Source organism: Lachnoclostridium sp. An138 (genome assembly GCF_002160765.1).
GTDB lineage: Bacteria > Bacillota > Clostridia > Lachnospirales > Lachnospiraceae > Laedolimicola > Laedolimicola faecalis.
Genome location: NZ_NFLF01000007.1, coordinates 74,676 through 96,527, shown reverse-complemented (window position 1 = coordinate 96,527; position 21,852 = coordinate 74,676). Strand labels below are relative to the sequence as shown.

Sequence of the window (21,852 nt, the reverse complement as noted above, 5' to 3'; positions counted from 1 at the left end):
GGGAATTTTCCTGCGCCGTTTCTTTAAAAAAGTGGAATTTGAATAAAGCATAAAAAAATGATATTATAGCAAAAGGAAAAAGAGTAATAAATAAGGAGAAACAAAGAGCATGCAGAATGAAAAAGGAGCAGCACTGGAACCGGCGCGTCCGGAGGAGCTGGAGACCTGCTATGCTATCATTGATTCCGGCAGGGAATTTCAGAAAGAGCAGGGATTTGTTCAGTGGACAGAGGATTATCCCAGCCGGGAGATTATCCTGGATGATATAGAGCGGGGAAAAGGCTTTGTATTGAAAGCAGAGGGGAGGCTGGCAGCTTATCTGTGTATTGATTTTGACGGAGAGCCTGCCTACCGGGAGATCAAAGGAGCGTGGCGGAGCGAAGAGCCCTACGCGACGGTTCACCGCATGGCGTTTGCCCGGGAATTCCGGGGCAAAGGACTGGCAGACGCTGTATTCCGGCTGGCTGGAGAGCTGTGTCTGGAGAAGGGCGTCCGCTATATGCGGGCGGATACGGATTATCCGAATGAACGCATGCAGCATGTCCTGAAAAAGAACGGCTTTGTGCTGTGCGGGGAGATTTTTTATCAGGGCGGCGGGAGACTGGCATACGATAAGATGCTGTAAGAAATCTACCCTTAATTGACAAAGGCGAGTATGTCCTTGTCAATTAAGGGTATGATTCAGTAAATAAGAACACTCATCTGGAGCAGAAGAATCTGCTCCTTTTTTCGTGCGGAAAATTCTGTCTGTTCTCTCTCGAAAAGGGCTAGTCTTTTTTGCGTCCCCCTCACATATATTGTCCTAAGAGGTGAGGACATGAAGGACAGAGACGACATCTTACGGATTTTTTCCCTGCATATCCGCCAGATTCTGGAGCAGGCGGACCTGGACTTTGACTGGCTGCAGGAGATAAGGCTCCGTGCGGACCGTCCGCTGGTGATTGTGGAAAGAGGCCGGGAAGCCTTTCTGACGGAGACCGGGAACCGGACCGGCGATTTCCGGCGGGCCTGGCAGGTGACGGCCCAGGAGCTGCGGGAGACCATGGAGTTTGTGGGAAAGTATTCCCTTTACGCTTATGAGGACGAGCTGAAACAGGGGTATCTGACTCTGCGGGGCGGACATCGGGTGGGTGTGGCGGGAAAGACTGTGCTGGAAGGGGACAAGGTGAAAGGAATCCGGTATATTTCCTGCGTCAATGTGCGCCTGTCCCATGAGATTCCCGGCTGCGCAGATTCAGTGCTGCCCTATCTGTACGGGGAAAGCGGCATCTGCCATACACTGATTGTCTCACCGCCCCGGTGTGGAAAGACCACGCTTCTCAGGGATCTGGTCCGGCAGATTTCCAATGGGAGTGAGAAGCGCCGGGGATATACAGTGGGAGTGGTGGATGAACGGTCGGAAATCTGTGGCTGTTATATGGGGATTCCGGGAAATGACGTGGGAATCCGCACGGATGTGATGGACGCCTGCCCCAAGGCGGAGGGCATGATGATGCTGGTGCGCTCCATGGCGCCGGAGGTAATCGCGGTGGATGAGCTCGGAAGGTACGAGGACATTCATGCCATTGAAACAGTGTTGTACAGCGGGTGCCGCCTGCTGGCTACCGTGCATGGGAGTGAGCTTTCTGACATTCAGTCCAAGCCTCTGTTTCAGAGGCTGATGACGGAGCAGGTGTTTGAGCGCTATGTCATTCTCGGGAACGGCTTTCAGAACGGCAGGATAAAAGGGATTCTGGACGGAAGGGGGAAGCTGCTTTGCTGAAATTGGCGGGAGCATGTCTGATTATGGTATCGGCGGCAGGAATTGGCGTAAGTTTTGGCTCGGATCTGAAGCGGCGCAGCCAGGAACTTCGGATTTTAAAGCAGCTTATCTATATGCTGAGGGGAGAGATCAAGTATACAAAGACGCCCCTTCCGGAAGCCTTTTACCATATTTCCGTGCGGCTTCCCAGACCGTTTGGACCATTCCTGGCTGGAGTGGCAGAGGAGCTGGGCAGAGCGGATGGAAGAATCTTCGGTGACATCTGGAGGGAGCAGATTAAGAATTCCCTGTCCTCGTCCCATCTGACCCGGACAGACAGAAACCAGATGGAGACGCTGGGAGAGGTGCTGGGGTATCTGGATTTGGAGATGCAGCTTTCTTCTATTGATCTGTATCTGGAACAGTTGGAAATCAGTATCCGGGAGGCAGAGAGCAGCATCGGTTCCAAGCAGAAGCTTTACCAGAGCCTGGGAGTGGCAGGCGGCATTTTTCTGGTGATACTGCTGATATAGGAGACGTAAACAAACGATATGTTACAGGAGGAAGCATGAGCGTCAATCTCATATTTAAAATTGCGGCGGTGGGAATACTGGTCTCCGTGCTGAGCCAGGTACTGAAGCACAGCGGACGGGAGGAACAGGCGTTTCTGACAAGCCTGGCGGGACTGATGCTGGTGCTTTTCTGGATACTGCCTTACATTTTTGAGCTGTTTGATTCCATGAGACGGCTGTTTACACTGTAGGCTTAAGAGAAGAAAGGGGGAATTCCTGTGCTTGAAGCGGCGGTAATCGGAATTACGGGAGTGCTTCTGGCGCTTCAGATCAGACATACAAAGCCGGAATATGCGGTGTACCTAAGCGTTGCCACGGGAGTATTTCTCCTGCTTCTTGCCGCCCAGAGGCTGGAGGTGGTGGTGGAAAGTGTCAGGCTGATTCAGAGCTCCATTTCCATTCAGTCTTCTTATATTCAGGTACTGCTGAAAATCATAGGGATTACCTATATCTCGGAATTCGCGGCGGATATCTGCAGGGATGCAGGGTATTCTGCCATAGCCGGCCAGATAGGAATCTTTGCCAAGCTTTCGATTCTGGCTGTCAGTATGCCGATTGTGACGGCTCTCCTGGATACGATTCACAGTTTTCTGGGCGGATGAGGGCGGAGGGCATGAGAGGAAATGGAAGAAGATTTCCACTGGGGAAGCTGCCCGGAGGGCTGCAGGGCTGCCGGTTTTTCTGTGCTGCCGCGCTTGGAATCATTCTTTTGTTTCCCATGGAGATACAGGCGGCGGAACCAGGCTCTTTTACTTATAAGAGCGTGGAAGAGCAGACGGAAGAGCCGGACACTTCTCTTTTGAATGACCTGGACTTTTCAGATATTCAACAGACAGTGGACGAGATCCTGGGCGGGGATTTTCAGTTTGAGACGGCAGTACTGGATCTGATTACCGGAAAGCAGCCTTTTACCATTGAGAGTTTTCTGGAAGCACTGATTCATCAGGCGGGCAGCAACTGGGAGACCGAGAAACGGATTCTTCTTTCCATTCTGGTGCTGGGAATCGCGGCTTCCCTCTTTTCAAATTTTACGGCTATTTTTCAGAACCAGCAGATTGCTGATGTCAGTTTTGAGATAACCTATATGCTGCTTTTTTTGATTCTTCTGCAGGTGTTTTCCGGGGCGATGGAGCTGGCAGCCAGTGTGATTGCGTCGCTGCGGCAGTTTATGAGCGCGCTGATACCGGCCTACTGTCTGGCGGTCACGATGGCTTCCGGAACTACGACGGCTGTGGTTTTTTATCAGTTTCTTCTGGGACTTATCTATGTACTGGAATGGCTGATCCAGGAGGGACTTCTGGGGCTGATACAGGTGCACGTGATCCTGGTGTTTATCAATCATCTGACAAAAGAGGAATATCTGTCCCAGATGACGGAACTGGTGGGAAAGGCGACGGGCTGGGTTCTGAAGACCATCCTTGCTGTGGTTATCGGTTTTAATACCCTGCAGGGCATTATCAGTCCGGTGATTGATTCTCTGAAGAGCACAGCTTTCAGCCGTGTGGCTGAGATGATTCCCGGTATCGGAAACATTGCCGGCTCTGTCACGGATGTGCTGCTGGGCTCAGCGGTCCTCATCAAAAACGGCATTGGGGCGGCGGCGCTTATCGTCATCCTTCTGCTCTGCATGGCGCCTCTTCTGAAGCTGGGAATTCTGGTGGTGATTCTGGAACTTTCTGCGGCCCTGATTCAGCCGGTCAGCGATAAGAGGATGACAGGCTGCGTGGCGGGGGTAGGAGATGGAATCAAGCTTTTGTTCCGGGCGGTTTTTACGGTGGCCATTCTTTTTATCATCACGATTGTAGTCGTGACTGTGTCTGTCCGGGGCAGCATATAATGGGGAATCATATAATATGGTAATGCGGGGAGAAGACAGTGAAGGAATTTATCTATGGGTGGATACAGGATATCGCCTTTTATACGCTGCTGATGGAGGTGGTTCTGCATGTGCTGCCGGAGCAGGGACAGAAAAAATATCTGCAGTTCTTTATGGGAATTGTGCTGATTATTCTTGTGATTTCCCCGATGCTTTCGGCTGCCGGGCTGGACCGGCAGCTGGATGAGACCTATGCCAGGCAGACCTACGATCAGGAACTGCAGGAATTTCAGAGAAGGCAGCAGGAGATTGAAGAGGATTATGAGAGACGCCTGGAGGAACGGGTAGAAGAAGCGGCCGGAGAGATGGAAGAGCTGGAAAAGCAGATGGAGAATCAGGAAGCTTCCGGAGAGGGGCAGGAGCGGCAGGTGGAAGAACAGGAGGGGGAACATGGCATTGAAATTCCCGGGGTCAGAGTCGAAATCGGAGAAAACGAAGAAGATTAAGGGACTGAAAAAGGACCAGCTTGTCATCCTTCTGCTGTTTGGCATTCTGCTGGTTGTGATCGCGATCCCCACGTCTCCGGGGGAGGTCAGCTCCGAAAACACCGCAGAGGAAGACGGAACACAGACAGAAACAGCCGCGGCAGGAGAAGATGGAACAACAGGCCAGACCTATGAACAGCGGCAGGAACAGCGGCTTAAGGAGGCGCTTCAGCTGGTGGAGGGCGTGGGAAAGGTGGAAGTGATGATTACCCTGGAGGCCGGAAGCGAGCTGGTGGTGGAAAAGGATCAGCCTGTAACCAGCCAGACGGTGGAAGAGACGGACTCTGACGGCGGAAGCCGCAGCACCACAGAGGAAAGCTGGTCGGAATCGACGGTATACAGCGAAGGAGAGAACGGCAGCCGCTCCCCCTATGTGGTCAAGGAGCTGGAGCCGACGGTGCAGGGAGTGATTGTGATCGCGGAAGGCGGAGGAAACGCCGCGGTAAAGCAGGATATTCTGGAGGCCGTGCAGGCATTATTTCCTGTAGAGGCACATAAAATTAAAATAATGAAGATGGAGGGTTCAAAGTGAAAAACATATTCAAGAAAAACCAGATGATCATTACCGCTCTGGCGATTATGATTGCGGTGGCCGGGTACTTAAACTATTCCGGGAGCAGGCTGGATTCCGCTAAGGTGACCACAGACGCGGACGCTTCAGCAGAAGAGGACGCGGAAGCGGCGGCTGATATCTCGGCGGAAGACATTTATGCGGAGACGGGGCTGGAGGAGCTTCAGTTCGCGGACGGCGACATCGTAAGCCTGGATCAGGACGCGGAGGACCTGGCGGCAGCGGACGCGGAAGCGTCCGCAGAGACAGAAGGGACGGAGACGGCAGATGCGGCTGCGGACGGGACCGAAACGGCGGATGCTTCCGGCACGGAGACCGCAGAAGTGGATGAAAATGAAGAACCGGGAGAAGCCGTCCTTGCAAACAGCTCCACGGCCGGCGTGAGTATTGCGGCAGAGGCAAAGCTTACAAGAGAGCAGCTCCGTTCCAAGAATAAGGAGACGCTTCTGGAGGTTATCAACAACACGAATATCTCCGACGCTCAGAAGCAGGAAGCCATCGACAGCATGGTAGAGCTTACGGATATCGCGGAGCGGGAGGCCGCGGCAGAGATTCTGCTGGAGGCCAAAGGATTCGAGGATGTGGTGGTCAGCATTACAGACGATCAGGCTGACGTGGTGGTGAATATGACGGACGTGGATGAGGCAGGCCGGGCCCAGATCGAGGATATTGTGAAGAGAAAAACCGGGATCTCCGGGGAAAACATTATCATTACGCCTGTGGCGGCCCAGGAATAGCGCCAGAGAAAGTTGCGGGACAATTGAATATGGAAAGAAAAGCAGGCAGCCCGGGAATTCCGAAAGGAAACTGTGCTGCCTGTTTTTGTCTGGATTTAATTTGACGAATCCGGCAAAGTCCGGTATGATAAACAGAAGAAAAGAAACAGTAGAAAAGAGGAAAGAGGAAAGACCATGGCAGGTTCTATATTTGGAAAGCAGTTCTGCATTTCTACCTGGGGAGAATCCCACGGGAAGGGAATCGGCGTCGTCATAGACGGCTGTCCGGCAGGACTGCCCTTAAGTGAAGAGGATATACAGAAGTATCTGGACAGAAGGCGCCCGGGCCAGTCGCAGTTTACGACCAGCCGGAATGAGGGAGACAGGGCGGAGATTCTTTCGGGTGTGTTCGAGGGCAGGACTACGGGGACGCCCATTTCCATACTGGTGGCGAATACGTCTCAGCGTTCCCAGGATTACAGCGAGATTGCGTCTTATTACCGTCCGGGACATGCGGACTATACTTTTGATCAGAAGTACGGATTCCGGGACTACCGCGGCGGCGGACGCTCCTCCGGCAGGGAGACCATCGGCCGTGTGGCGGCGGGAGCCGTGGCGGCGAAGCTGCTTTCTGAAGTGGGAGTAACCTTGAACGCTTATACCCGTTCCATCGGTCCCGCCGAGATTGATTATGACCGGTTCGACGAGCATGAGATTCGCAGAAATCCGGTGTATATGCCGGACTCCCAGGCGGCGGAGCAGGCTATGATCTATCTGAAGGAGTGTATGAGAGAAAAGGATTCCGTAGGCGGCGTGGTGGAGTGCGTAGTCCGGGGACTGCCGGCGGGACTTGGCGATCCCTGCTTTGACAAGCTGGACGCGAATCTGGCCAAAGCCATTCTGTCGGTGGGCGCTGTCAAGGGCTTTGAGATCGGTTCCGGTTTTGGGGCGGCGAAGCTTCGGGGAAGCGAGAACAATGATCCCTTTGTCAACCGAGGACAGGGCATTGAAAAGGAGCGCAACAACGCAGGCGGCACCCTGGGCGGAATCAGCGACGGAAGCCCTCTGGTGCTGCGGGCAGCCATCAAGCCGACCTCCTCAATCGCGGCAAAGCAGCATACGGTCAATCAGACCGGAGAAAACATAGAAATCAGTGTACATGGACGGCACGACCCGGTGATTGTACCGAGAGCCGTGGTGGTCATAGAGTCCATGACAGCCCTTGTGCTGGCGGATGCTCTTCTCTGCGGCATGAGCGCAAAGATGGATTATGTACGAAAGATTTGGGGAAAGTAAAATGGATTTGAAATATGTCATTGCCGGCTCCGGGGCCACCGGAGGCAGCATTGGAGCTTTTCTGGCGGCGGACGGCCAGGATGTAACCTTTCTTGCCCGGGGCGCGCAGCTTGCGGCGCTGAAAGAGAAGGGAATCTCCATGAGGCATACGGCAAAGGGAAATTTTTCAGTCTGCCCGGTAAAAGCCATGACCATGGAAGAATATCAGGAAATGCCGGATGTGATTTTCGTCTGCGTGAAAAATTATTCGCTGGAGGACGCCGTTACGTTTGCGGCGCGGACAGGCTCTGCAGAAACCGTGGTGATCCCGATTCTGAATATTTACGGTACCGGAGAACGGATGCAGAAGCGCCTGCCGTCTCTCACGGTGACAGATGGATGCATCTATGTGGCGGCCCATGTGTCGGCGCCCGGCGAGATTACCCATGGCGGCGATATTTTCCGGGTGGTGTATGGGCTGCGCCCGGGACAGAAGTCGGGCAGCGCAGTGCTTGCGAAGCTGAATCAGGTGAAAGCAGATCTGGATCATGCAGGCATCAGCGGGGAATATTCGAAGGATATCCGGAGTGATACCTTTAAAAAATTCATGTATACAAGCCCGATGGCTGCGGCGGGAGAATATTTTCACGCTCAGTCGGGAGAGTTTCAAAAAGAGGGAGAGCCCAGAGAGACTTTTATATCCATGGACAGGGAACTGCTCCGGCTGGCGGCTGCCATGGGGCTTCATGTGCCGGACAATATGGTGGAGATCAATCTGGATATTCTGGCAGGCTTAAGCCCGGAGGCCGGCACCTCCATGCAGAGAGATATAGCGAAGGGCGGAAGCTCAGAGATAGAAGGGCTGGTCTACGCGGTGGATGAACTGGCAGAGGCTTATCAGGTGGATATGCCGGTCTATCACAGAGTGATTGAAGGATTAAAAGCGAGAGGATTAAAGTAAATGTATCGAATATTGAAACGAGACGGAAACGCGAAACGCGCGGAATTTACCACCGTGCATGGCACCGTGCAGACGCCGGTGTTCATGAATGTGGGAACAGCGGCAGCCATCAAGGGAGCCGTAGCCACCTCGGATCTGGAGCAGATCGGCACCCAGATAGAACTGTCGAATACCTACCATCTTCATGTGCGCCCCGGCGATAAGATCGTGAAGAAGTTGGGAGGCCTTCACAAATTCATGTCCTGGGATAAGCCGATTCTGACGGATTCCGGCGGATTTCAGGTATTTTCTCTGTCTTCCCTGCGCAAAATTAAGGAAGAGGGTGTGTATTTCAATTCCCATGTGGACGGGCGGAAGATTTTCATGGGGCCTGAGGAGAGCATGCAGATTCAGTCCAATCTGGCCTCTACCATAGCCATGGCCTTCGATGAGTGCGCGCCGGCTCTGGCAGAACGCGATTACGTGGAGCGTTCGGTAGCCCGGACGACCCGCTGGCTCGCGCGCTGCAAGGCAGAAATGAAACGGCTGAATTCCCTGCCGGATACCATCAATCCGAATCAGCTTCTGTTCGGCATCAATCAGGGAGCTGTCTACGAGGATATCCGGATTGAGCACGCAAAACAGATTGCCGGGATGGAGCTGGACGGTTACGCCATCGGCGGCCTGGCCGTGGGCGAGAGCCACGAGCAGATGTATCAGATTATTGAGGCGGTGGTTCCGTATCTTCCTGCGGACAAGCCGACCTATCTTATGGGCGTGGGAACGCCGGCGAATATCCTGGAGGCCGTAGACCGGGGCGTGGATTTCTTTGACTGCGTATATCCCAGCCGGAACGGCCGCCACGGACACCTCTACACCAACTATGGAAAGATCAATCTGTTTAACGCAAAATATGAGCTGGATGAGCGTCCCATTGAGGAAGGCTGCCAGTGTCCGGCCTGCCGGCGCTACAGCAGGGCGTATATCCGCCATCTTCTGAAGGCTAAGGAGATGCTTGGCATGCGGCTCTGCGTACTGCACAACCTGTATTTTTACAATACCATGATGACAGAGATCCGGGAGGCTATCGAAGAGGGACGTTATCAGGCATACAAGAAAGAAAAGCTGGATAAAATGAGGTCTGGCTCTTGACCGGAGATCTGGAGTTATGCTACTATAACAATAGTGCGTCCGGGTGTGTGAAGATTCTGCCAGATCAGGAAGGAGACGGCAGAACTGACAGGTTCGAAAAGGCCGGACGGCAGTTTCATTCTAGGAGGAAAGAACATGAATTTACTTGCAACAAGCGGCGGCACAATGGGAATGGGAGTTATCATCCTTTATGTCGTAGTCATCGGAGCTTTTATGTATTTTGCGGCTATCCGCCCCCAGAAGAAGGAGCAGAAGCGTGTGAACGCCATGCTTGCCAATATGGAGGTGGGCGATGTAGTGGTAACTACAAGCGGATTCTACGGAGTCCTGATTGATATTACCGAGGACGATGTAATCGTCGAGTTCGGAAGCAACCGGAACTGCAGAATCCCCATGAAGAAATCAGCAATTGCAGAGGTGGAAAAGAGTAATGAGTAAGAAACCGACAGTACTTATGATCCTGGACGGCTACGGCCTGAATGAGAATCCGGAAGGAAATGCCATTGCCATGGCAGCTACCCCGGTTATGGATCAGCTTATGAAAGAATATCCTTTTGTAAAAGGAAACGCAAGCGGTCTGGCCGTAGGACTTCCCGACGGACAGATGGGAAACTCTGAGGTAGGCCATATGAATATGGGCGCGGGACGCATCGTATATCAGGAGCTGACCCGTATCACCAAGGAGATCGAAGACGGAGACTTCTTTGAGAATGAAGCGCTTGTGACAGCCGTGGAGAATGCAAAGGCGAAGGATTCCGCCCTGCATATGTTCGGACTGGTATCCGACGGCGGCGTACACAGCCACAATACCCATATTTACGGACTTCTGGAGCTGGCAAAGCGCCATGGCCTGAAGAAAGTCTATGTACACTGCTTCCTGGACGGCCGTGACACGCCGCCTACTTCCGGAAAGGATTACGTACAGGAACTTGTGGACAAGATGAAAGAGATCGGCGTCGGCGAAGTGGCTTCCGTTATGGGACGTTACTATGCCATGGACCGTGACAACCGCTGGGACCGCGTGGAGCTGGCGTACAAGGCTCTGACAAAGGGCGAAGGCGTAGAGGCTTCCGACGGCGTAAGCGCAATCGCGGCGTCCTATGAGCAGGATGTAAATGACGAATTCGTAGTGCCGGCAGTGGTGATGAAGGACGGCAAGCCTCTGGCTACGATCCAGGACGGCGATTCTGTTATCTTCTTCAACTTCCGTCCGGACCGCGCAAGAGAGATCTCCAGAGCTTTCTGCTGCGACGAGTTCACGAACTTCCCGAGAGAGAAGAAGCTGGATCTGACTTATGTATGCTTTACCGAGTACGATCCGACCATCCCGAACAAGCTGGTTGCTTTCCATAAGGTAGAGCTTCACAATACCTTCGGCGAGTATCTGGGAGCCCACAATATGACACAGCTCCGCCTGGCAGAGACAGAGAAGTATGCGCATGTAACCTTCTTCTTCAACGGCGGCGTTGAAGAGCCGAACAAGGGCGAGGACCGCATCCTTGTGAAGTCTCCGAAGGTGGCGACCTATGATCTTCAGCCGGAGATGAGCGCGCCCGAGGTGTGCGACAAGCTGGTAGAGGCCATTAAGTCTGACAAATACGATGTCATTATCATCAACTTCGCAAATCCCGACATGGTAGGCCATACAGGTGTGATTCCTGCGGCGGTGAAAGCCATCGAGACTGTAGATCAGTGCGTGGGACGGGCTGTGGAAGCTCTGAAGGAAGTGGATGGACAGATGTTCATCTGCGCGGACCATGGAAACGCGGAGCAGATGATCGACTATAAGACAGGAGAGCCCTGGACGGCGCATACGACCAATCCGGTGCCCTTCATCCTGGTGAACGCAGATCCGGCCTACACCCTGAGAGAGGGAGGCTGCCTGGCAGACATTATCCCGACTCTGATTGAGATGATGGGAATGGAGCAGCCGAAAGAGATGACAGGAAAGTCCCTTCTGGTGAGAAAATAGGTTTTTGCACAGGAGATGGACTTCGGATCATGACTTTTTCAGGAAACAGGCTTGATTCCGGCCTGATCCTGTGATAGAATACCTTTGTTTGACCGTAGGAGGTGTGAAAGTGGGTATTTTCAGAATTATTTTGACGGTTCTGTTTGTTTTAGTATGTATTGGCCTGACAGTAGTTGTCCTGATGCAGGAGGGAAAATCCTCCGGTCTTGGAGCCATTGCAGGCGGCAATTCTTTCTGGGAGCAGAATAAAGGACGTTCTGCAGAAGGAAAGATTGTACTGCTTACAAAGATACTGGCGGTTGCTTTTATCGTGCTGGCGCTGGTATTGAACCTGAACCTTTTCTAGAAACGCATGGAACAAAAGCACTCCCGGAGATTCCGAGGGTGCTTTGTATTTACAGGGAAAACCACGAAGCAGGGAGCAGCATGGAAAATAAGACTTTTGAAGAGAGAAAGAAAATCATATATGAATTCATCAGCGATCCCCATTATGTTCCTATGAAGCAGAAGGAACTGGCCGTGATCCTTCAGGTGGCGAAGGAGGACCGGGAGGAGCTGGGCCGTGTGCTGGAAGCTCTCCTTGGCGAAGGAAAGATAGAGCTTTCCAAGCGGGGCCGTTACAGCAAGGCTCAGCCCAGGAAGGCAGTGGGAACCTTCACCAGCCATGCGAGAGGCTTTGGCTTCGTGTCGGTGGAAGGCCAGGAGCAGGATATCTTTATCGGAGAGAACGATACGGGCGACGCTTTTCTTGGCGACACGGTGGAGGTGGCAGTCAAAGGCCGGGGAGGCCGGAGACCGGAAGGCGTCATCACAAAGGTTCTGGCCCACAGCGTGACGGAAGTGATCGGCACCTTCGAGCGGAGCAAAAATTTTGGGTTTGTGATACCGGACAACCAGCGGATCAACCGGGACATTTTTATTCCTCTGGAAAGAACCAGAGGGGCGGTTACCGGACAGAAGGTGACGGCTGAGATAACCGATTATGGAAGAGGAAGAAAGAATCCGGAAGGCCGTATTACCCAGATTCTCGGGGAGGCTTCCGATCCGGAGACGGAGGTACTGTCAATCATCATGGCCTACGGGCTGCCCACGGAATTTCCGGAACGGGTGGAGAACCAGGCGGAGCGCGTGGCGAAGCCTGTGTCGGCGGCAGATCGGGCAGGGCGTCTGGATCTGCGGGAGGAGGTCTGCGTCACCATTGACGGAGAGGACGCGAAAGATCTGGACGACGCGGTTTCTCTCCGTCGTGAGGGAGAGCATTATATTCTAAGCGTCCATATTGCGGATGTGGCCAATTACGTCCAGGAGAACAGCGCTCTGGACTGGGAAGCCCGGGAGCGGGGCACAAGCGTCTATCTGGCAGACCGGGTGCTGCCCATGCTGCCCCGGACTCTTTCCAACGGGCTCTGCTCGCTGAACGCGGGAGAGGACAGGCTGGCCTTAAGCTGTATCATGACCCTGGATGAGAAAGGAAAGATCATCGGCCATACTATCGCGGAGACGGTGATCAGAGTGTCCCGGCGGCTGAGCTATACAGGAGTGCAGAAGGTGCTGGACGGCGACCCGGAGGAGCAGGCCCTGTATCCGGAACTGGTGCCTATTCTTCTTGAGATGGAAAAGGTATCTGCCCTTCTCAGAAAAAGACGGAGAAAACGGGGTTCCATTGACTTTGATTTCCCGGAGACGAAAGTTGTGCTGGATGAGAAGGGACATGCGGTGGATATCCGGCCCTATGAGAGGAACGCGGCCACGCGGCTGATAGAGGATTTCATGCTGGCGGCCAACGAGACAGTGGCGGAGGATTACTACTGGCAGGCGCAGCCCTTCGTATACCGTGTCCATGAAAAGCCGGATGCGGACCGGATGCAGAAGCTCGGTATCTTTATCCGGAATTTCGGCTATCGTCTCCGCACAGCCGGGGACGAGGTTCATCCCGGTGAGATTCAGAAGCTTCTGGACAGGATCGCGGGTACGCCGGAGGAAGCCATGCTCAGCCGGCTGACTCTGCGTTCGATGAAGCGGGCCCAGTATGCCACGGACTGCACCGGCCATTTCGGTCTGGCAGCGTCCTATTACTGTCATTTCACCTCTCCGATCCGGCGTTATCCGGATCTGCAGATACACCGGATCATCAAGGAAAACCTCAGAGGCCGCCTGAACGCGGAGCGCATGGAGCATTATGAAAGTATTCTGCCGGAGGTGGCAAAGCATTCCAGCGAAATGGAACGGCGCGCGGATGAAGCAGAGCGGGAGACCGTCAAGCTGAAGAAAGTGGAATATATGGAACAGCATACCGGTTTTGAGTATGACGGAGTGATTTCCGGAATCACGGCTTACGGAATGTACGTGGAGCTTGAAAATACGGTGGAAGGCCTGGTTCATATCAATTCACTGAAGGATGATTTTTATGAATATGACGAAGCGGCAAATGAACTGCGGGGAGCCCATACAGGCTGTGCCTACCGCCTCGGAGAAAAGGTGCGTGTCCGGGTGAAAGGGACAGACCGTCTCTGCCGGACGATAGACTTCGAACTGCTGTGAACGTCTGCCGGCAGTTTGCCGTAGAGAAGTGAAGGATTCCGGGACTGTTCTTTCCCGGGAATATAAAGGAGTTAAAAATATGGGGAAGGATAACTTCAAACTGATTGCCAATAATAAAAAGGCATATCATGATTATTTTATTGACGCCACCTACGAAGCCGGGATTTCCCTGGCAGGAACGGAAGTGAAATCGGTCCGCATGGGGAAGTGCAGCATCAAGGAGGCCTTTATCAAGGTGGAAAAAAATGAAGAGGTGTATGTCTACGGCATGCACATCAGCCCCTACGAGAAAGGGAATATCTTCAACAAAGATCCTCTCCGGCCCAGGAAGCTTCTGCTTCACAAGTACGAAATCCGGAAAATCGCAGGCAAGACTGCGGAAAAGGGCTGTACGCTGGTGCCTTTGCGTGTCTATCTGAAGGGCAGCCTGGTCAAGGTGGAGGTCGGCCTGGCGCGGGGTAAAAAGCTCTATGACAAGCGTCAGGATATTGCGAAGAAGGATCAGCGCCGTGAGGCTGAGAAAGAGTTTAAGGTAAAAAATCTGTGACAGATAAGAAAGACTGCCGGATATTTGTGTTTTCGCGGGGGCCGGCCTGTATGCAGGCTGTGCGGGAACATGGGAGCCGGCAGTTTTTTGTTCCTGTGTGGCCGCCGGAGAAACAGATGAATGTTAGAAAATGTTATATAATCTGACATAAGATGTTATAATTGTGATAAAAAGTGTTAAAAAAAGAAAAAATCAGCTTGATTTCCTGCGAAAATGTATTAAAATAAAAAGAGAGTGTACCGGGAGACGCTTCCGGGGACAACGCGATATTTCCCATCGTCAGATTCCAGGCAATCTGATGACAGAGCCGCCTGACAGCGGCGGGGTGAAAGAAGAAAAAAGGAGAGGAAATCATGATTATCACACAGAAAAAGCCCATCGAAGAACTGATGGCAATGATCGGCGACGCGCAGAAGATCGCGATTCTGGGCTGCGGAAGCTGTGCTACGGCCTGTGCGACCGGCGGTGAGAAAGAGGTTGCGGAGCTGAAGGCGTATCTGGAATCTCAGGGTAAGACCGTGGTGGCTACCGGAATGGCAGATTACTGCTGTATGAACATGGGCGTGAAGACAGCGATGAAGAAGCTGAATGCGGCAGGACCCGACGCGGTTGTCTGTATGTCCTGCGGAGACGGCGTTCAGGTGGCGGCAAACCACAGCCCGGCTCCGGTCTACCCGTCCAATAATACCATGTTCCTGGGCGAGGCAGTCCGCTTCGGTCTCTTTGAGGAAGCCTGTCATCTCTGCGGCGACTGCGTGCTGGGAACCACCGGCGGGATCTGTCCGATTTCCCGCTGCGCGAAATCGCTGGTGAACGGCCCCTGCGGCGGACAGAAGAACGGAAAATGTGAGGTCAATCCGGAAAATGACTGTGCTTGGATTATGATTTATAAGCGGCTGGAATCCTTGGGCCAGCTTGACAAGCTGACGAAGAGAAGACAGGATAAAGGATATGAGAAGGTTGCATATCCCAGAACAATTAATATCAGGGGGAACAAGTAATGGGCATGTTGGAAAAAGCGCTGGAAAGCGGAAAATTTGGTGTAACCGTTGAAATGGCTCCCCCGAAGGGATACGATTTTACCGAGCAGATGGAGGCAGCCGAGCTTCTGAAAGGAAAGGTGCATGGCGTCAATGTGACGGATATGCAGTCCGCCTGCCTGAAGGCGTCCTCTCTGGGCCTGTGCATCAAGCTGAAACAGGCAGGTCTGGACCCGATCATTCAGGTGACCGGACGTGACCGGAGCCGTATGGGAATCATGGGGGATATGTTCTCCGCGGCGGCCTTCGGCATCGACACAATGCTGGCCCTGACCGGAGATCATCCGACTGTAGGCGACTGTAAGCAGTCCAAGCCGGTCTATGATCTGGATTCGGTGGGAATCCTTCATATGCTGACGGCCATGGAAGCGACGGACAGAGACTGCGGCGGCAATGAGATTGAAGGCGGAGCTCCTGTGTTTTACAAGGGAGCCGTAGTGACGCCGGTTTATGATCCGCTTCCTCTGCAGATCAATAAGCTGCGCCAGAAGGTAGAGGCAGGCGCGCAGTACATTCAGACTCAGGGAATCTTCGATATCGAGAGCCTGAAGCGCTTTATGGATGAGGTGGACAAGGCCAATATCCATACCCATATCATGGCCGGAATCATTCCGCTGAAGGCAGCCGGAATGGCCAGATATATGAATGAGAATGTTCCCGGAATCGCGGTTCCGCAGGATATGATTGATCGTCTGGCGGCAGCGGCGGCTGAAGGCAAGGAGAAGGGCGTCAAGGGTCTTCCCACACAGCTTGGCATTGAGATGGCGGCTGAGATGATCGCGAAGATCAAAGAAGAGGGAATCTGCGACGGCGTACATATCATGGCGATTGGCGCCGAGAAGAATGTGCCGAAGATTCTGGAGAAAGCAGGACTTACCATCGAGTAAGACAGAATCGGAAGAGGGAAAAAGGAAATAAAGGTAAGACAGGAACGGACAGATCTTTCCGAAGGGAAGGGGCTGTCCGCTTTTGGCGCGGCAGGGCTTGACATTCATCCGATTATATAATACTATATCCAGGCTGCGCGCAAAACCGGGCAAGCGGAAATGTTCTTCGAAGCCGTATGAAAGGGCCCTGCCGCGCAAAAGAGAGGATGGCCTCGTTAACGGAGGGCAGAGTGGGAGAAGAGAAGAATATGAATGAAAATCAGGCTTTACTAATAGAACTGTTTTGGGAAGGAGGCAGGAAGGGCTATGAGTAAGCGGAACGGCTTTTTTAAATTTGTGGTTCCGTCTGTTCTGGCCTTCGCGCTTTCCGGCGTCTATACGATTGTAGACGGATTTTTCATAGGGAACAGCCTGGGAGACGCCGGCCTGGCTTCTATCACGCTGGGGTATCCGATATCAGCCTTTGTACAGGCGGCGGGAACGGGAATCGGCCTGTCCGGCGCTATCCGGTTTACCATACTGCGGGGACAGCAGAAGGAGGAAGATGCGAAACGATGCCTGGGGAGTACTGTGCTGCTGTTTGCTCTGGCCAGCATGCTGCTGACCGGCCTGGCGCTTCTGTTCCTTTCTCCCCTGCTTCGGATTCTGGGAGCGGAGGGCGAGGTCCTGGGAATGACAGCAGAGTATGTACGGATCATTGCGCTGGGAGCCGTGTTTCAGATATTTTCGACGGGACTGGTGCCTTTTATCCGGAATCTGGGCGGAGCGTCCTTTGCCATGTTTTCCATGGGAGCAGGCTTTCTCACCAATATCATACTGGATTATCTGCTCGTATGGGTATATCCATGGGGGATGGCAGGGGCTGCGCTGGCGACGATCCTCGGGCAGGCAGTCACCATGCTGGCTGCGGCCGCTTTTCTGGTGAACAAAAGGCCGGGATTTTCCATTCCGGCCCTGAGAGAGCTGCCTGCATTCTTCGGGCGGATTTTAAAGGTCTCCGCCGCACCTTTTGGACTGATTTTTTCGCCGCAGATCACAGCGGTTTTCATGAACCGCTTTCTGATGCTCTACGGCGGAGACCGGGCGGTCGCAGTATACGGATGCATCAGCTATATTACAGCCATCGTCTATCTGCTGCTGCAGGGGGTGGGCGACGGCAGCCAGCCTCTTATCAGCCGGTATTTCAGTGAGAACCGATTTCCGGTCATGAAGCAGATGCGGAAGCTGGCCTATCTGTCCAGCGGAGCGATTGCCGCTGCCTGTATGGCCGGCCTGTTTCTGACAAGAGGCTTTGTGGGAGTCGTTTTCGGCGCGTCTGAGACGACCAATCTGGAGGTCGCCCTGTATCTGCCGCTGTTTCTGCTGACTCTGCTTCCTCTTGCCTATGTGAGAATCACAACGGCTTTTCTGTATGCCACAGAAAAGAGCGCACTGTCTTATCTGCTCGTATATGCGGAGCCGGTTCTGATTTTCATACTGCTTCTGATTCTGCCGCGGATACCGGCCTTTGGCTTTGTGGGTGTCTGGCTGTCTGTTCCGGCGGCACAGCTGCTTACCTGGTGCGTGGCAGTCTTTGTGAAGCATCGGGTGGATGCGGCGTATCGTCCGGCAGAGGCGCACGGGACGAAGATGTGTGCAGAGTGATTTTCACACAGTGACAGACATCTTTTTGAAGTTCAAATTCCAGCTGGCCCTGATGGGCTTCGATAATCTGTTTGACAATGCGGAGTCCCATAACGTGGGGAGAAGCCGCGTTCTGTCCCTTATCTGAGGAAGATAAGGGATTTTTTTCTGTGGAAGGCTTTCGGGAAGCCGGGCGGTACAGGGTCTTGATCACGGACACTGGAATTCCGCGTCCGGTATCGGAAAAGCGCAGCAGAACCAGGTCCTTCTTCAGGGAAGCGTCAATCCGGATCAGGCAGCCCTCCGGATTGTGCCGGATGCTGTTGCCGGTCAGGTTCCGAAAAGCGCGGGAAAGGAGATCGGCGTCGCCCATGACTGTCACCCCTTCCATTTCCGGAGAGATGTTTATATCCAGCTGACAGTTATCCGGAAGCTCGTTATTCATATGCCAGGCGGCCAGGCTGCGGATCAGGGCGGCGGGAGAGCAGGGAGCCAGACGCAGAGGATAGGAGTCATATTCCAGCTTTGAGGTCAGGTTCAGATCTGAGATAAGATTCCGGATCTGAAGACTGTTCTCACGGATAGAAGCGGCCTCTTTCTTTTCATCCTCTCCCAGAGACGGATTTTTCTCCAGACTGTCCGCATGGCCCATGATCAGGGAAAGAGGAGTGCGGATGTCGTGGGAGACGCCGGAGATCCATTCGGTCCGAGCGTTGTCCCGCTTCTCCAGGGCCAGCTTCTGGCGGAACAGCAGAATAGAAGCGTCGTTCAGCTTCCTGGCCAGAGTGGCGGTCGTGCCGTGCTCCGGCAGGTTCAGAGGCTTCATGTGATGCAGATTCTCGATGCCTCCCGCCACGGCTTTCAGGGATTTATAGAGACGGACGCCGAAAAAAAGGGAGAGAAAAAATACCATCAGCAGGTTGCAGAGGATATAGGCTCCCAGATAAGAGGGCAGGGCGTTCAGCGTGCTCATACTGAACTCCAGGTCGTATTTGGCGATAGAACTTTTTTCTTCCGCGACTACAAAAAGCCCGTCGGAATGTTCCCAGACCTTCACCGGGTAATCTTTCAGATACCAGCGGGTCATAGAGGCGATGTCCGTGAGAGAATAGGAGAGCGGAATTTCCTCCGGCAGGTTCCGGCTCCAGACCACTTGTCCCTGCTGGTTGATCAGCATGGCAAAGGCATAGCTGTCGTCTATTTTCCGGGCGGCGTCTTCTGACAGTGTATAACCGTCCTCACCCAGAGTCAGAGAATCGGCCAGACGCTCCGTACGCCAGTTGTAATAGTAAGGATCAGCTTTATGCATTTTTTCCCGTACGACATAGACGAAAAAGAAAATGATATTGACTGCGAGCACCAGACATACGGTCAAGACAGCCATGATAATATAGCGGCGGCAGATTTTCAGCAGATCCTTCATGAGCGTCCCTCCTGTTCCAGGCGGTATCCGATGCCCCGGGCTGTGAGAAGCCATCTGGGGTGGGAGGGATCTTCCTCAATCTTTTCCCGCAGACGCCGGATATGCACCATCAGGGTATTTTCGTAGGTATAGTATCCGTCGCCCCAGACCGCGTCGCAGAGAGCGTCGAAGGTGACGATTTTTCCCCGGTTTTCATAGAGCTTTCGGAGAATCAGGAGCTCCTTGGCAGTCAGGGAGACTTCACCGTCCGGGCTGCTTACCGTACCCCGGTCAAAGCGGACGGTACGGTTTCCAAGCGTCAGGCCGGAATCAGAGCTCTTTGCCGCAGAGCCGGAGAGATAGGTTCTGCGGATGATGGCCGCCAGCCGGAGCGTCAGCTCTTTTGGCAGAAAGGGTTTTGTCAGATAATCGTCTGCGCCCAGTCCGAGTCCGAGAAGGCGGTCATTATCCTGGTCCCGCGCAGACAGGAACAGGATGGGAATGTCTGTATGCGTGCGGAACTCCTGAAACAGGGCGAAGCCGTCTCCATCAGGGAGCATTACGTCCAAAATGATCAGGTCCGGCATTTCGGCCTCAAAGGCTTTTCTGGCCTCCACGCAGCTTCCGGCTGTACAAAGACGCTGGTAGCCTTCCTTTTTCAAAATGGAGACAAGCATGTCCAGAAGCTGTATATTATCATCTACGATCAGAATTTTGCATTCATAAATATGGTTCATGATGGATTACCTCCCTGCTCTAAAGTATAGTCCAAATCCGTCCGGATTTCATTCGTTTTCGGATAAAATTAAGGTAAACGTAAGGAAAGGTTTTTTCGTTCCTGTGTACGCGGGGAGCAGCAGTGCTTTTCTGGAGCGTCCGAACGGTCCATGAAAAGTAACAGGTGAATTCTTTCCCTGAATCTGTTATAATGGAGAAAATGCTTGCAGAAAGGAAAGACAGTATGATGGAGTACCAGATTACAGGCTATCAGCCTGAAAAATTATTTCATTTTTTTGAGGAGATCAGCGCGATTCCGAGAGGCTCAGGCAACGAGAAGGGAATCAGCGATTATCTTGTGGCTTTTGCAAAGGAGAGAGGCCTCTGGGTGCGTCAGGATGAGGCGTGGAATGTGATTATCAAAAAGGCCGGAAGCCCGGGAGCAGAGGATCGGGAGCCTGTGATGCTGCAGGGGCATCTTGATATGGTGTGTGAGAAGCTGGCTGGCGTGGAGCATGATTTTACAAAGGACGGGCTGAAGCTGGTCGTGAAGGATGGCGTGCTTACTGCGAATGGAACGACGCTGGGAGCTGATAACGGCGTAGCTGTGGCTCTGATGCTGATGGTCCTGGACGATGAGGAGCTTATCCATCCTCCGGTGGAGTGTGTCTTTACCACAGAAGAAGAGGTAGGATTAAACGGGGCTGTGGCTCTGGACAAGTCTCTGATCAAGGCCCGCACGATGATCAATATGGACTCCGAAGAGGAAGGCATCGGAACGGTAAGCTGCGCGGGCGGCCTGCGGATTGAGTGTACAAGGCCGGTAAAAAGAGAAGCGGCAGAGGGAACGCTGATTCAGCTCGGGATTACCGGACTGAAGGGCGGACACTCCGGCATGGATATCGATAAGGAGCGGCAGAATGCGAACCGCCTTATGGCAAGAGTGATCTGGCAGCTGATGAAGAACACAGACGGAAAGCTGGTGGATTTCACAGGCGGAAATAAGGACAACGCCATTCCGAGAGAGTGCCGCGCCTCCATGATTTACGCAAATCCGGAAGAGGCAGGAAAGGCAGAGGAGCTGGCGCGCGCGCTGGCAGATACGCTGGCAGCAGAGATTACTCCTTATGAGGAGAATTTCGTGTGCAAGGTAGAAAAAGAAGAGGGAAAGAGCGCTGCAGCCATCCCGGCTGAAGACGCCAGGGCTTACGTGACCGCCATGTATCTGGCTCCCAATGGCGTTCAGAGCCGCAACATGCACATGGATGGCTTTGTAGTTACATCTGTCAATATGGGCGTGGTACGGGCGGAAGAGGAGCGTCTGGCGATTACCTTCTCCCCGCGTTCCTCCGTGGCTTCCCTTCAGGAGGAGATGAAAGCGCGTCTGGGACTTCTGGCGGAGACCTTCGGTTTTGCCTGCTCTTACAGCGGAGAGTATCCGGGCTGGAGTTACAAAGAGGATTCCAGAATACGGGAAGTATTCAAGGAGAGTTATAAGGAACTGTTCGGCGAAGAAATGAAGATGGAAGCGATTCATGCCGGACTGGAATGCGGACTTTTCTCCGACGCCCTGCCCGGACTGGACGCGATCGCAGTGGGACCGACGCTGAATCATGTCCATACGCCGGAAGAGAACCTTCCGCTTGATTCTTTTGAGAGATTTTATAAGCTGCTGAAGGATGTGCTGAGAAGACTGGCAGAGTAATTCCTGCATTTTGCAGTTCACAGATTTTTTCACAGAGTGGAAGGGCGGTGTATCAGAGACGTATTGTTTCGGTACGCCGCCTTAGCTCAG

The 21,852-nt window shown here is 53.3% G+C and carries 23 protein-coding genes; 21 read left to right on the top strand and 2 right to left on the bottom strand.

The genetic code is table 11. The annotated features are described in order from the left end of the window. The first annotated feature begins 109 nt into the window (after positions 1 to 109). The 20 genes from B5E82_RS08050 (at position 110) to B5E82_RS07955 (ending at position 17,959) form a co-directional block, all read left to right on the top strand. Positions 110 to 625, top strand: a complete 516-nt coding sequence (locus B5E82_RS08050; RefSeq protein ID WP_087307045.1) for a GNAT family N-acetyltransferase — start codon at positions 110 to 112, stop codon at positions 623 to 625. A 192-nt stretch (positions 626 to 817) separates the two neighbouring features. Beyond that, positions 818 to 1,762 carry a stage III sporulation protein AA gene (gene spoIIIAA, locus B5E82_RS08045; protein ID WP_087307044.1) on the top strand — a complete coding sequence of 315 codons (945 nt, stop codon included), beginning with the start codon at positions 818 to 820 and terminating at the stop codon, positions 1,760 to 1,762. Next, on the top strand, positions 1,756 to 2,274 hold the full coding sequence (locus tag B5E82_RS08040; protein WP_087307043.1) for a stage III sporulation protein AB: 519 nt from the start codon (positions 1,756 to 1,758) through the stop codon (positions 2,272 to 2,274). The genes spoIIIAA and B5E82_RS08040 overlap by 7 nt, the downstream gene beginning before the upstream one ends. A 35-nt stretch (positions 2,275 to 2,309) precedes the next feature. Further along, complete coding sequence (gene spoIIIAC / locus B5E82_RS08035) at positions 2,310 to 2,504, top strand: stage III sporulation protein AC (protein WP_087166138.1); 195 nt, start codon at positions 2,310 to 2,312, stop codon at positions 2,502 to 2,504. Between the two features lie 27 nt (positions 2,505 to 2,531). Further along, positions 2,532 to 2,915: a SpoIIIAC/SpoIIIAD family protein gene (locus B5E82_RS08030; protein WP_242966271.1), complete on the top strand. Its 384-nt coding sequence runs from the start codon at positions 2,532 to 2,534 to the stop codon at positions 2,913 to 2,915. A gap of 11 nt (positions 2,916 to 2,926) precedes the next feature. After that, the gene (locus B5E82_RS08025; protein ID WP_162610740.1) at positions 2,927 to 4,150 is read left to right on the top strand and encodes a stage III sporulation protein AE; all 1,224 of its coding nucleotides are present in this window, start codon (positions 2,927 to 2,929) and stop codon (positions 4,148 to 4,150) included. A 38-nt stretch (positions 4,151 to 4,188) separates the two neighbouring features. Further along, the gene (locus B5E82_RS08020) at positions 4,189 to 4,635 is read left to right on the top strand and encodes a stage III sporulation protein AF (RefSeq protein ID WP_087307040.1); all 447 of its coding nucleotides are present in this window, start codon (positions 4,189 to 4,191) and stop codon (positions 4,633 to 4,635) included. Continuing rightward, positions 4,580 to 5,206 (top strand): hypothetical protein, encoded by a 627-nt coding sequence (locus B5E82_RS08015; protein WP_087307039.1) that lies wholly within the window; start codon positions 4,580 to 4,582, stop codon positions 5,204 to 5,206. The genes B5E82_RS08020 and B5E82_RS08015 overlap by 56 nt, the downstream gene beginning before the upstream one ends. Next, the gene (locus tag B5E82_RS08010; RefSeq protein WP_164488687.1) at positions 5,203 to 5,982 is read left to right on the top strand and encodes a SpoIIIAH-like family protein; all 780 of its coding nucleotides are present in this window, start codon (positions 5,203 to 5,205) and stop codon (positions 5,980 to 5,982) included. The genes B5E82_RS08015 and B5E82_RS08010 overlap by 4 nt, the downstream gene beginning before the upstream one ends. Before the next feature lie 174 nt (positions 5,983 to 6,156). Further along, positions 6,157 to 7,257 (top strand): chorismate synthase, encoded by a 1,101-nt coding sequence (aroC, locus tag B5E82_RS08005; RefSeq protein WP_087307038.1) that lies wholly within the window; start codon positions 6,157 to 6,159, stop codon positions 7,255 to 7,257. Between the two features lies 1 nt (position 7,258). After that, positions 7,259 to 8,197: a ketopantoate reductase family protein gene (locus B5E82_RS18300; protein ID WP_242966270.1), complete on the top strand. Its 939-nt coding sequence runs from the start codon at positions 7,259 to 7,261 to the stop codon at positions 8,195 to 8,197. After that, entirely contained in the window at positions 8,198 to 9,328 is a 1,131-nt protein-coding gene (gene tgt, locus B5E82_RS18295; protein WP_191416112.1) for a tRNA guanosine(34) transglycosylase Tgt, read from the top strand. Positions 9,329 to 9,463: 135 nt separating this feature from the next. Further along, complete coding sequence (gene yajC, locus B5E82_RS07995; protein ID WP_087307037.1) at positions 9,464 to 9,766, top strand: preprotein translocase subunit YajC; 303 nt, start codon at positions 9,464 to 9,466, stop codon at positions 9,764 to 9,766. After that, positions 9,759 to 11,300, top strand: coding sequence for a 2,3-bisphosphoglycerate-independent phosphoglycerate mutase (gpmI, locus tag B5E82_RS07990; protein ID WP_087307036.1), 1,542 nt, complete (start codon positions 9,759 to 9,761; stop codon positions 11,298 to 11,300). Before yajC ends, gpmI begins: the two co-directional genes overlap by 8 nt. Before the next feature lie 109 nt (positions 11,301 to 11,409). Next, on the top strand, positions 11,410 to 11,646 hold the full coding sequence (gene secG, locus B5E82_RS07985) for a preprotein translocase subunit SecG (protein ID WP_087307035.1): 237 nt from the start codon (positions 11,410 to 11,412) through the stop codon (positions 11,644 to 11,646). 80 nt (positions 11,647 to 11,726) lie between these two features. After that, positions 11,727 to 13,841, top strand: coding sequence for a ribonuclease R (gene rnr, locus B5E82_RS07980; RefSeq protein WP_087307034.1), 2,115 nt, complete (start codon positions 11,727 to 11,729; stop codon positions 13,839 to 13,841). Between the two features lie 79 nt (positions 13,842 to 13,920). Beyond that, positions 13,921 to 14,388: an SsrA-binding protein SmpB gene (gene smpB, locus B5E82_RS07975; RefSeq protein ID WP_087307033.1), complete on the top strand. Its 468-nt coding sequence runs from the start codon at positions 13,921 to 13,923 to the stop codon at positions 14,386 to 14,388. Positions 14,389 to 14,741: 353 nt separating this feature from the next. Continuing rightward, positions 14,742 to 15,389 carry a methylenetetrahydrofolate reductase C-terminal domain-containing protein gene (locus B5E82_RS07965; protein ID WP_087307031.1) on the top strand — a complete coding sequence of 216 codons (648 nt, stop codon included), beginning with the start codon at positions 14,742 to 14,744 and terminating at the stop codon, positions 15,387 to 15,389. After that, positions 15,389 to 16,315: a methylenetetrahydrofolate reductase gene (locus tag B5E82_RS07960; protein ID WP_087307030.1), complete on the top strand. Its 927-nt coding sequence runs from the start codon at positions 15,389 to 15,391 to the stop codon at positions 16,313 to 16,315. Before B5E82_RS07965 ends, B5E82_RS07960 begins: the two co-directional genes overlap by 1 nt. Before the next feature lie 306 nt (positions 16,316 to 16,621). Further along, a complete protein-coding gene (locus B5E82_RS07955; RefSeq protein ID WP_087307029.1) occupies positions 16,622 to 17,959 on the top strand; it encodes an MATE family efflux transporter in 1,338 nt (445 codons plus the stop codon). On the opposite strand, the gene B5E82_RS07950 is transcribed toward B5E82_RS07955, so the two are convergent. After that, positions 17,868 to 19,361 carry a sensor histidine kinase gene (locus tag B5E82_RS07950; RefSeq protein ID WP_162610739.1) on the bottom strand — a complete coding sequence of 498 codons (1,494 nt, stop codon included), beginning with the start codon at positions 19,359 to 19,361 and terminating at the stop codon, positions 17,868 to 17,870. The genes B5E82_RS07955 and B5E82_RS07950 overlap by 92 nt on opposite strands. Next, entirely contained in the window at positions 19,358 to 20,077 is a 720-nt protein-coding gene (locus B5E82_RS07945) for a response regulator transcription factor (protein ID WP_087307027.1), read from the bottom strand. The genes B5E82_RS07950 and B5E82_RS07945 overlap by 4 nt, the downstream gene beginning before the upstream one ends. A 224-nt stretch (positions 20,078 to 20,301) precedes the next feature. Between B5E82_RS07945 and B5E82_RS07940 the strand changes: the two genes are divergently transcribed. Next, positions 20,302 to 21,762 (top strand): aminoacyl-histidine dipeptidase, encoded by a 1,461-nt coding sequence (locus tag B5E82_RS07940; RefSeq protein ID WP_242966269.1) that lies wholly within the window; start codon positions 20,302 to 20,304, stop codon positions 21,760 to 21,762. Positions 21,763 to 21,852 lie beyond the last annotated feature (90 nt).

Excerpts from the sequence above, each read along its gene's own strand:
- B5E82_RS08050 (WP_087307045.1), top strand. The coding sequence starts at position 110 with ATGCAGAATGAAAAAGGAGCAGCACTGGAACCGGCGCGTCCGGAGGAG.
- spoIIIAA (WP_087307044.1), top strand. The coding sequence starts at position 818 with ATGAAGGACAGAGACGACATCTTACGGATTTTTTCCCTGCATATCCGC.
- spoIIIAC (WP_087166138.1), top strand. The coding sequence starts at position 2,310 with ATGAGCGTCAATCTCATATTTAAAATTGCGGCGGTGGGAATACTGGTC.
- B5E82_RS08025 (WP_162610740.1), top strand. The coding sequence starts at position 2,927 with ATGAGAGGAAATGGAAGAAGATTTCCACTGGGGAAGCTGCCCGGAGGG.
- B5E82_RS08015 (WP_087307039.1), top strand. The coding sequence starts at position 4,580 with ATGGCATTGAAATTCCCGGGGTCAGAGTCGAAATCGGAGAAAACGAAG.
- aroC (WP_087307038.1), top strand. The coding sequence starts at position 6,157 with ATGGCAGGTTCTATATTTGGAAAGCAGTTCTGCATTTCTACCTGGGGA.
- B5E82_RS18300 (WP_242966270.1), top strand. The coding sequence starts at position 7,259 with ATGGATTTGAAATATGTCATTGCCGGCTCCGGGGCCACCGGAGGCAGC.
- tgt (WP_191416112.1), top strand. The coding sequence starts at position 8,198 with ATGTATCGAATATTGAAACGAGACGGAAACGCGAAACGCGCGGAATTT.
- yajC (WP_087307037.1), top strand. The coding sequence starts at position 9,464 with ATGAATTTACTTGCAACAAGCGGCGGCACAATGGGAATGGGAGTTATC.
- gpmI (WP_087307036.1), top strand. The coding sequence starts at position 9,759 with ATGAGTAAGAAACCGACAGTACTTATGATCCTGGACGGCTACGGCCTG.
- rnr (WP_087307034.1), top strand. The coding sequence starts at position 11,727 with ATGGAAAATAAGACTTTTGAAGAGAGAAAGAAAATCATATATGAATTC.
- smpB (WP_087307033.1), top strand. The coding sequence starts at position 13,921 with ATGGGGAAGGATAACTTCAAACTGATTGCCAATAATAAAAAGGCATAT.
- B5E82_RS07965 (WP_087307031.1), top strand. The coding sequence starts at position 14,742 with ATGATTATCACACAGAAAAAGCCCATCGAAGAACTGATGGCAATGATC.
- B5E82_RS07960 (WP_087307030.1), top strand. The coding sequence starts at position 15,389 with ATGGGCATGTTGGAAAAAGCGCTGGAAAGCGGAAAATTTGGTGTAACC.
- B5E82_RS07955 (WP_087307029.1), top strand. The coding sequence starts at position 16,622 with ATGAGTAAGCGGAACGGCTTTTTTAAATTTGTGGTTCCGTCTGTTCTG.
- B5E82_RS07950 (WP_162610739.1), bottom strand. The coding sequence starts at position 19,361 with ATGAAGGATCTGCTGAAAATCTGCCGCCGCTATATTATCATGGCTGTC.
- B5E82_RS07945 (WP_087307027.1), bottom strand. The coding sequence starts at position 20,077 with ATGAACCATATTTATGAATGCAAAATTCTGATCGTAGATGATAATATA.
- B5E82_RS07940 (WP_242966269.1), top strand. The coding sequence starts at position 20,302 with ATGATGGAGTACCAGATTACAGGCTATCAGCCTGAAAAATTATTTCAT.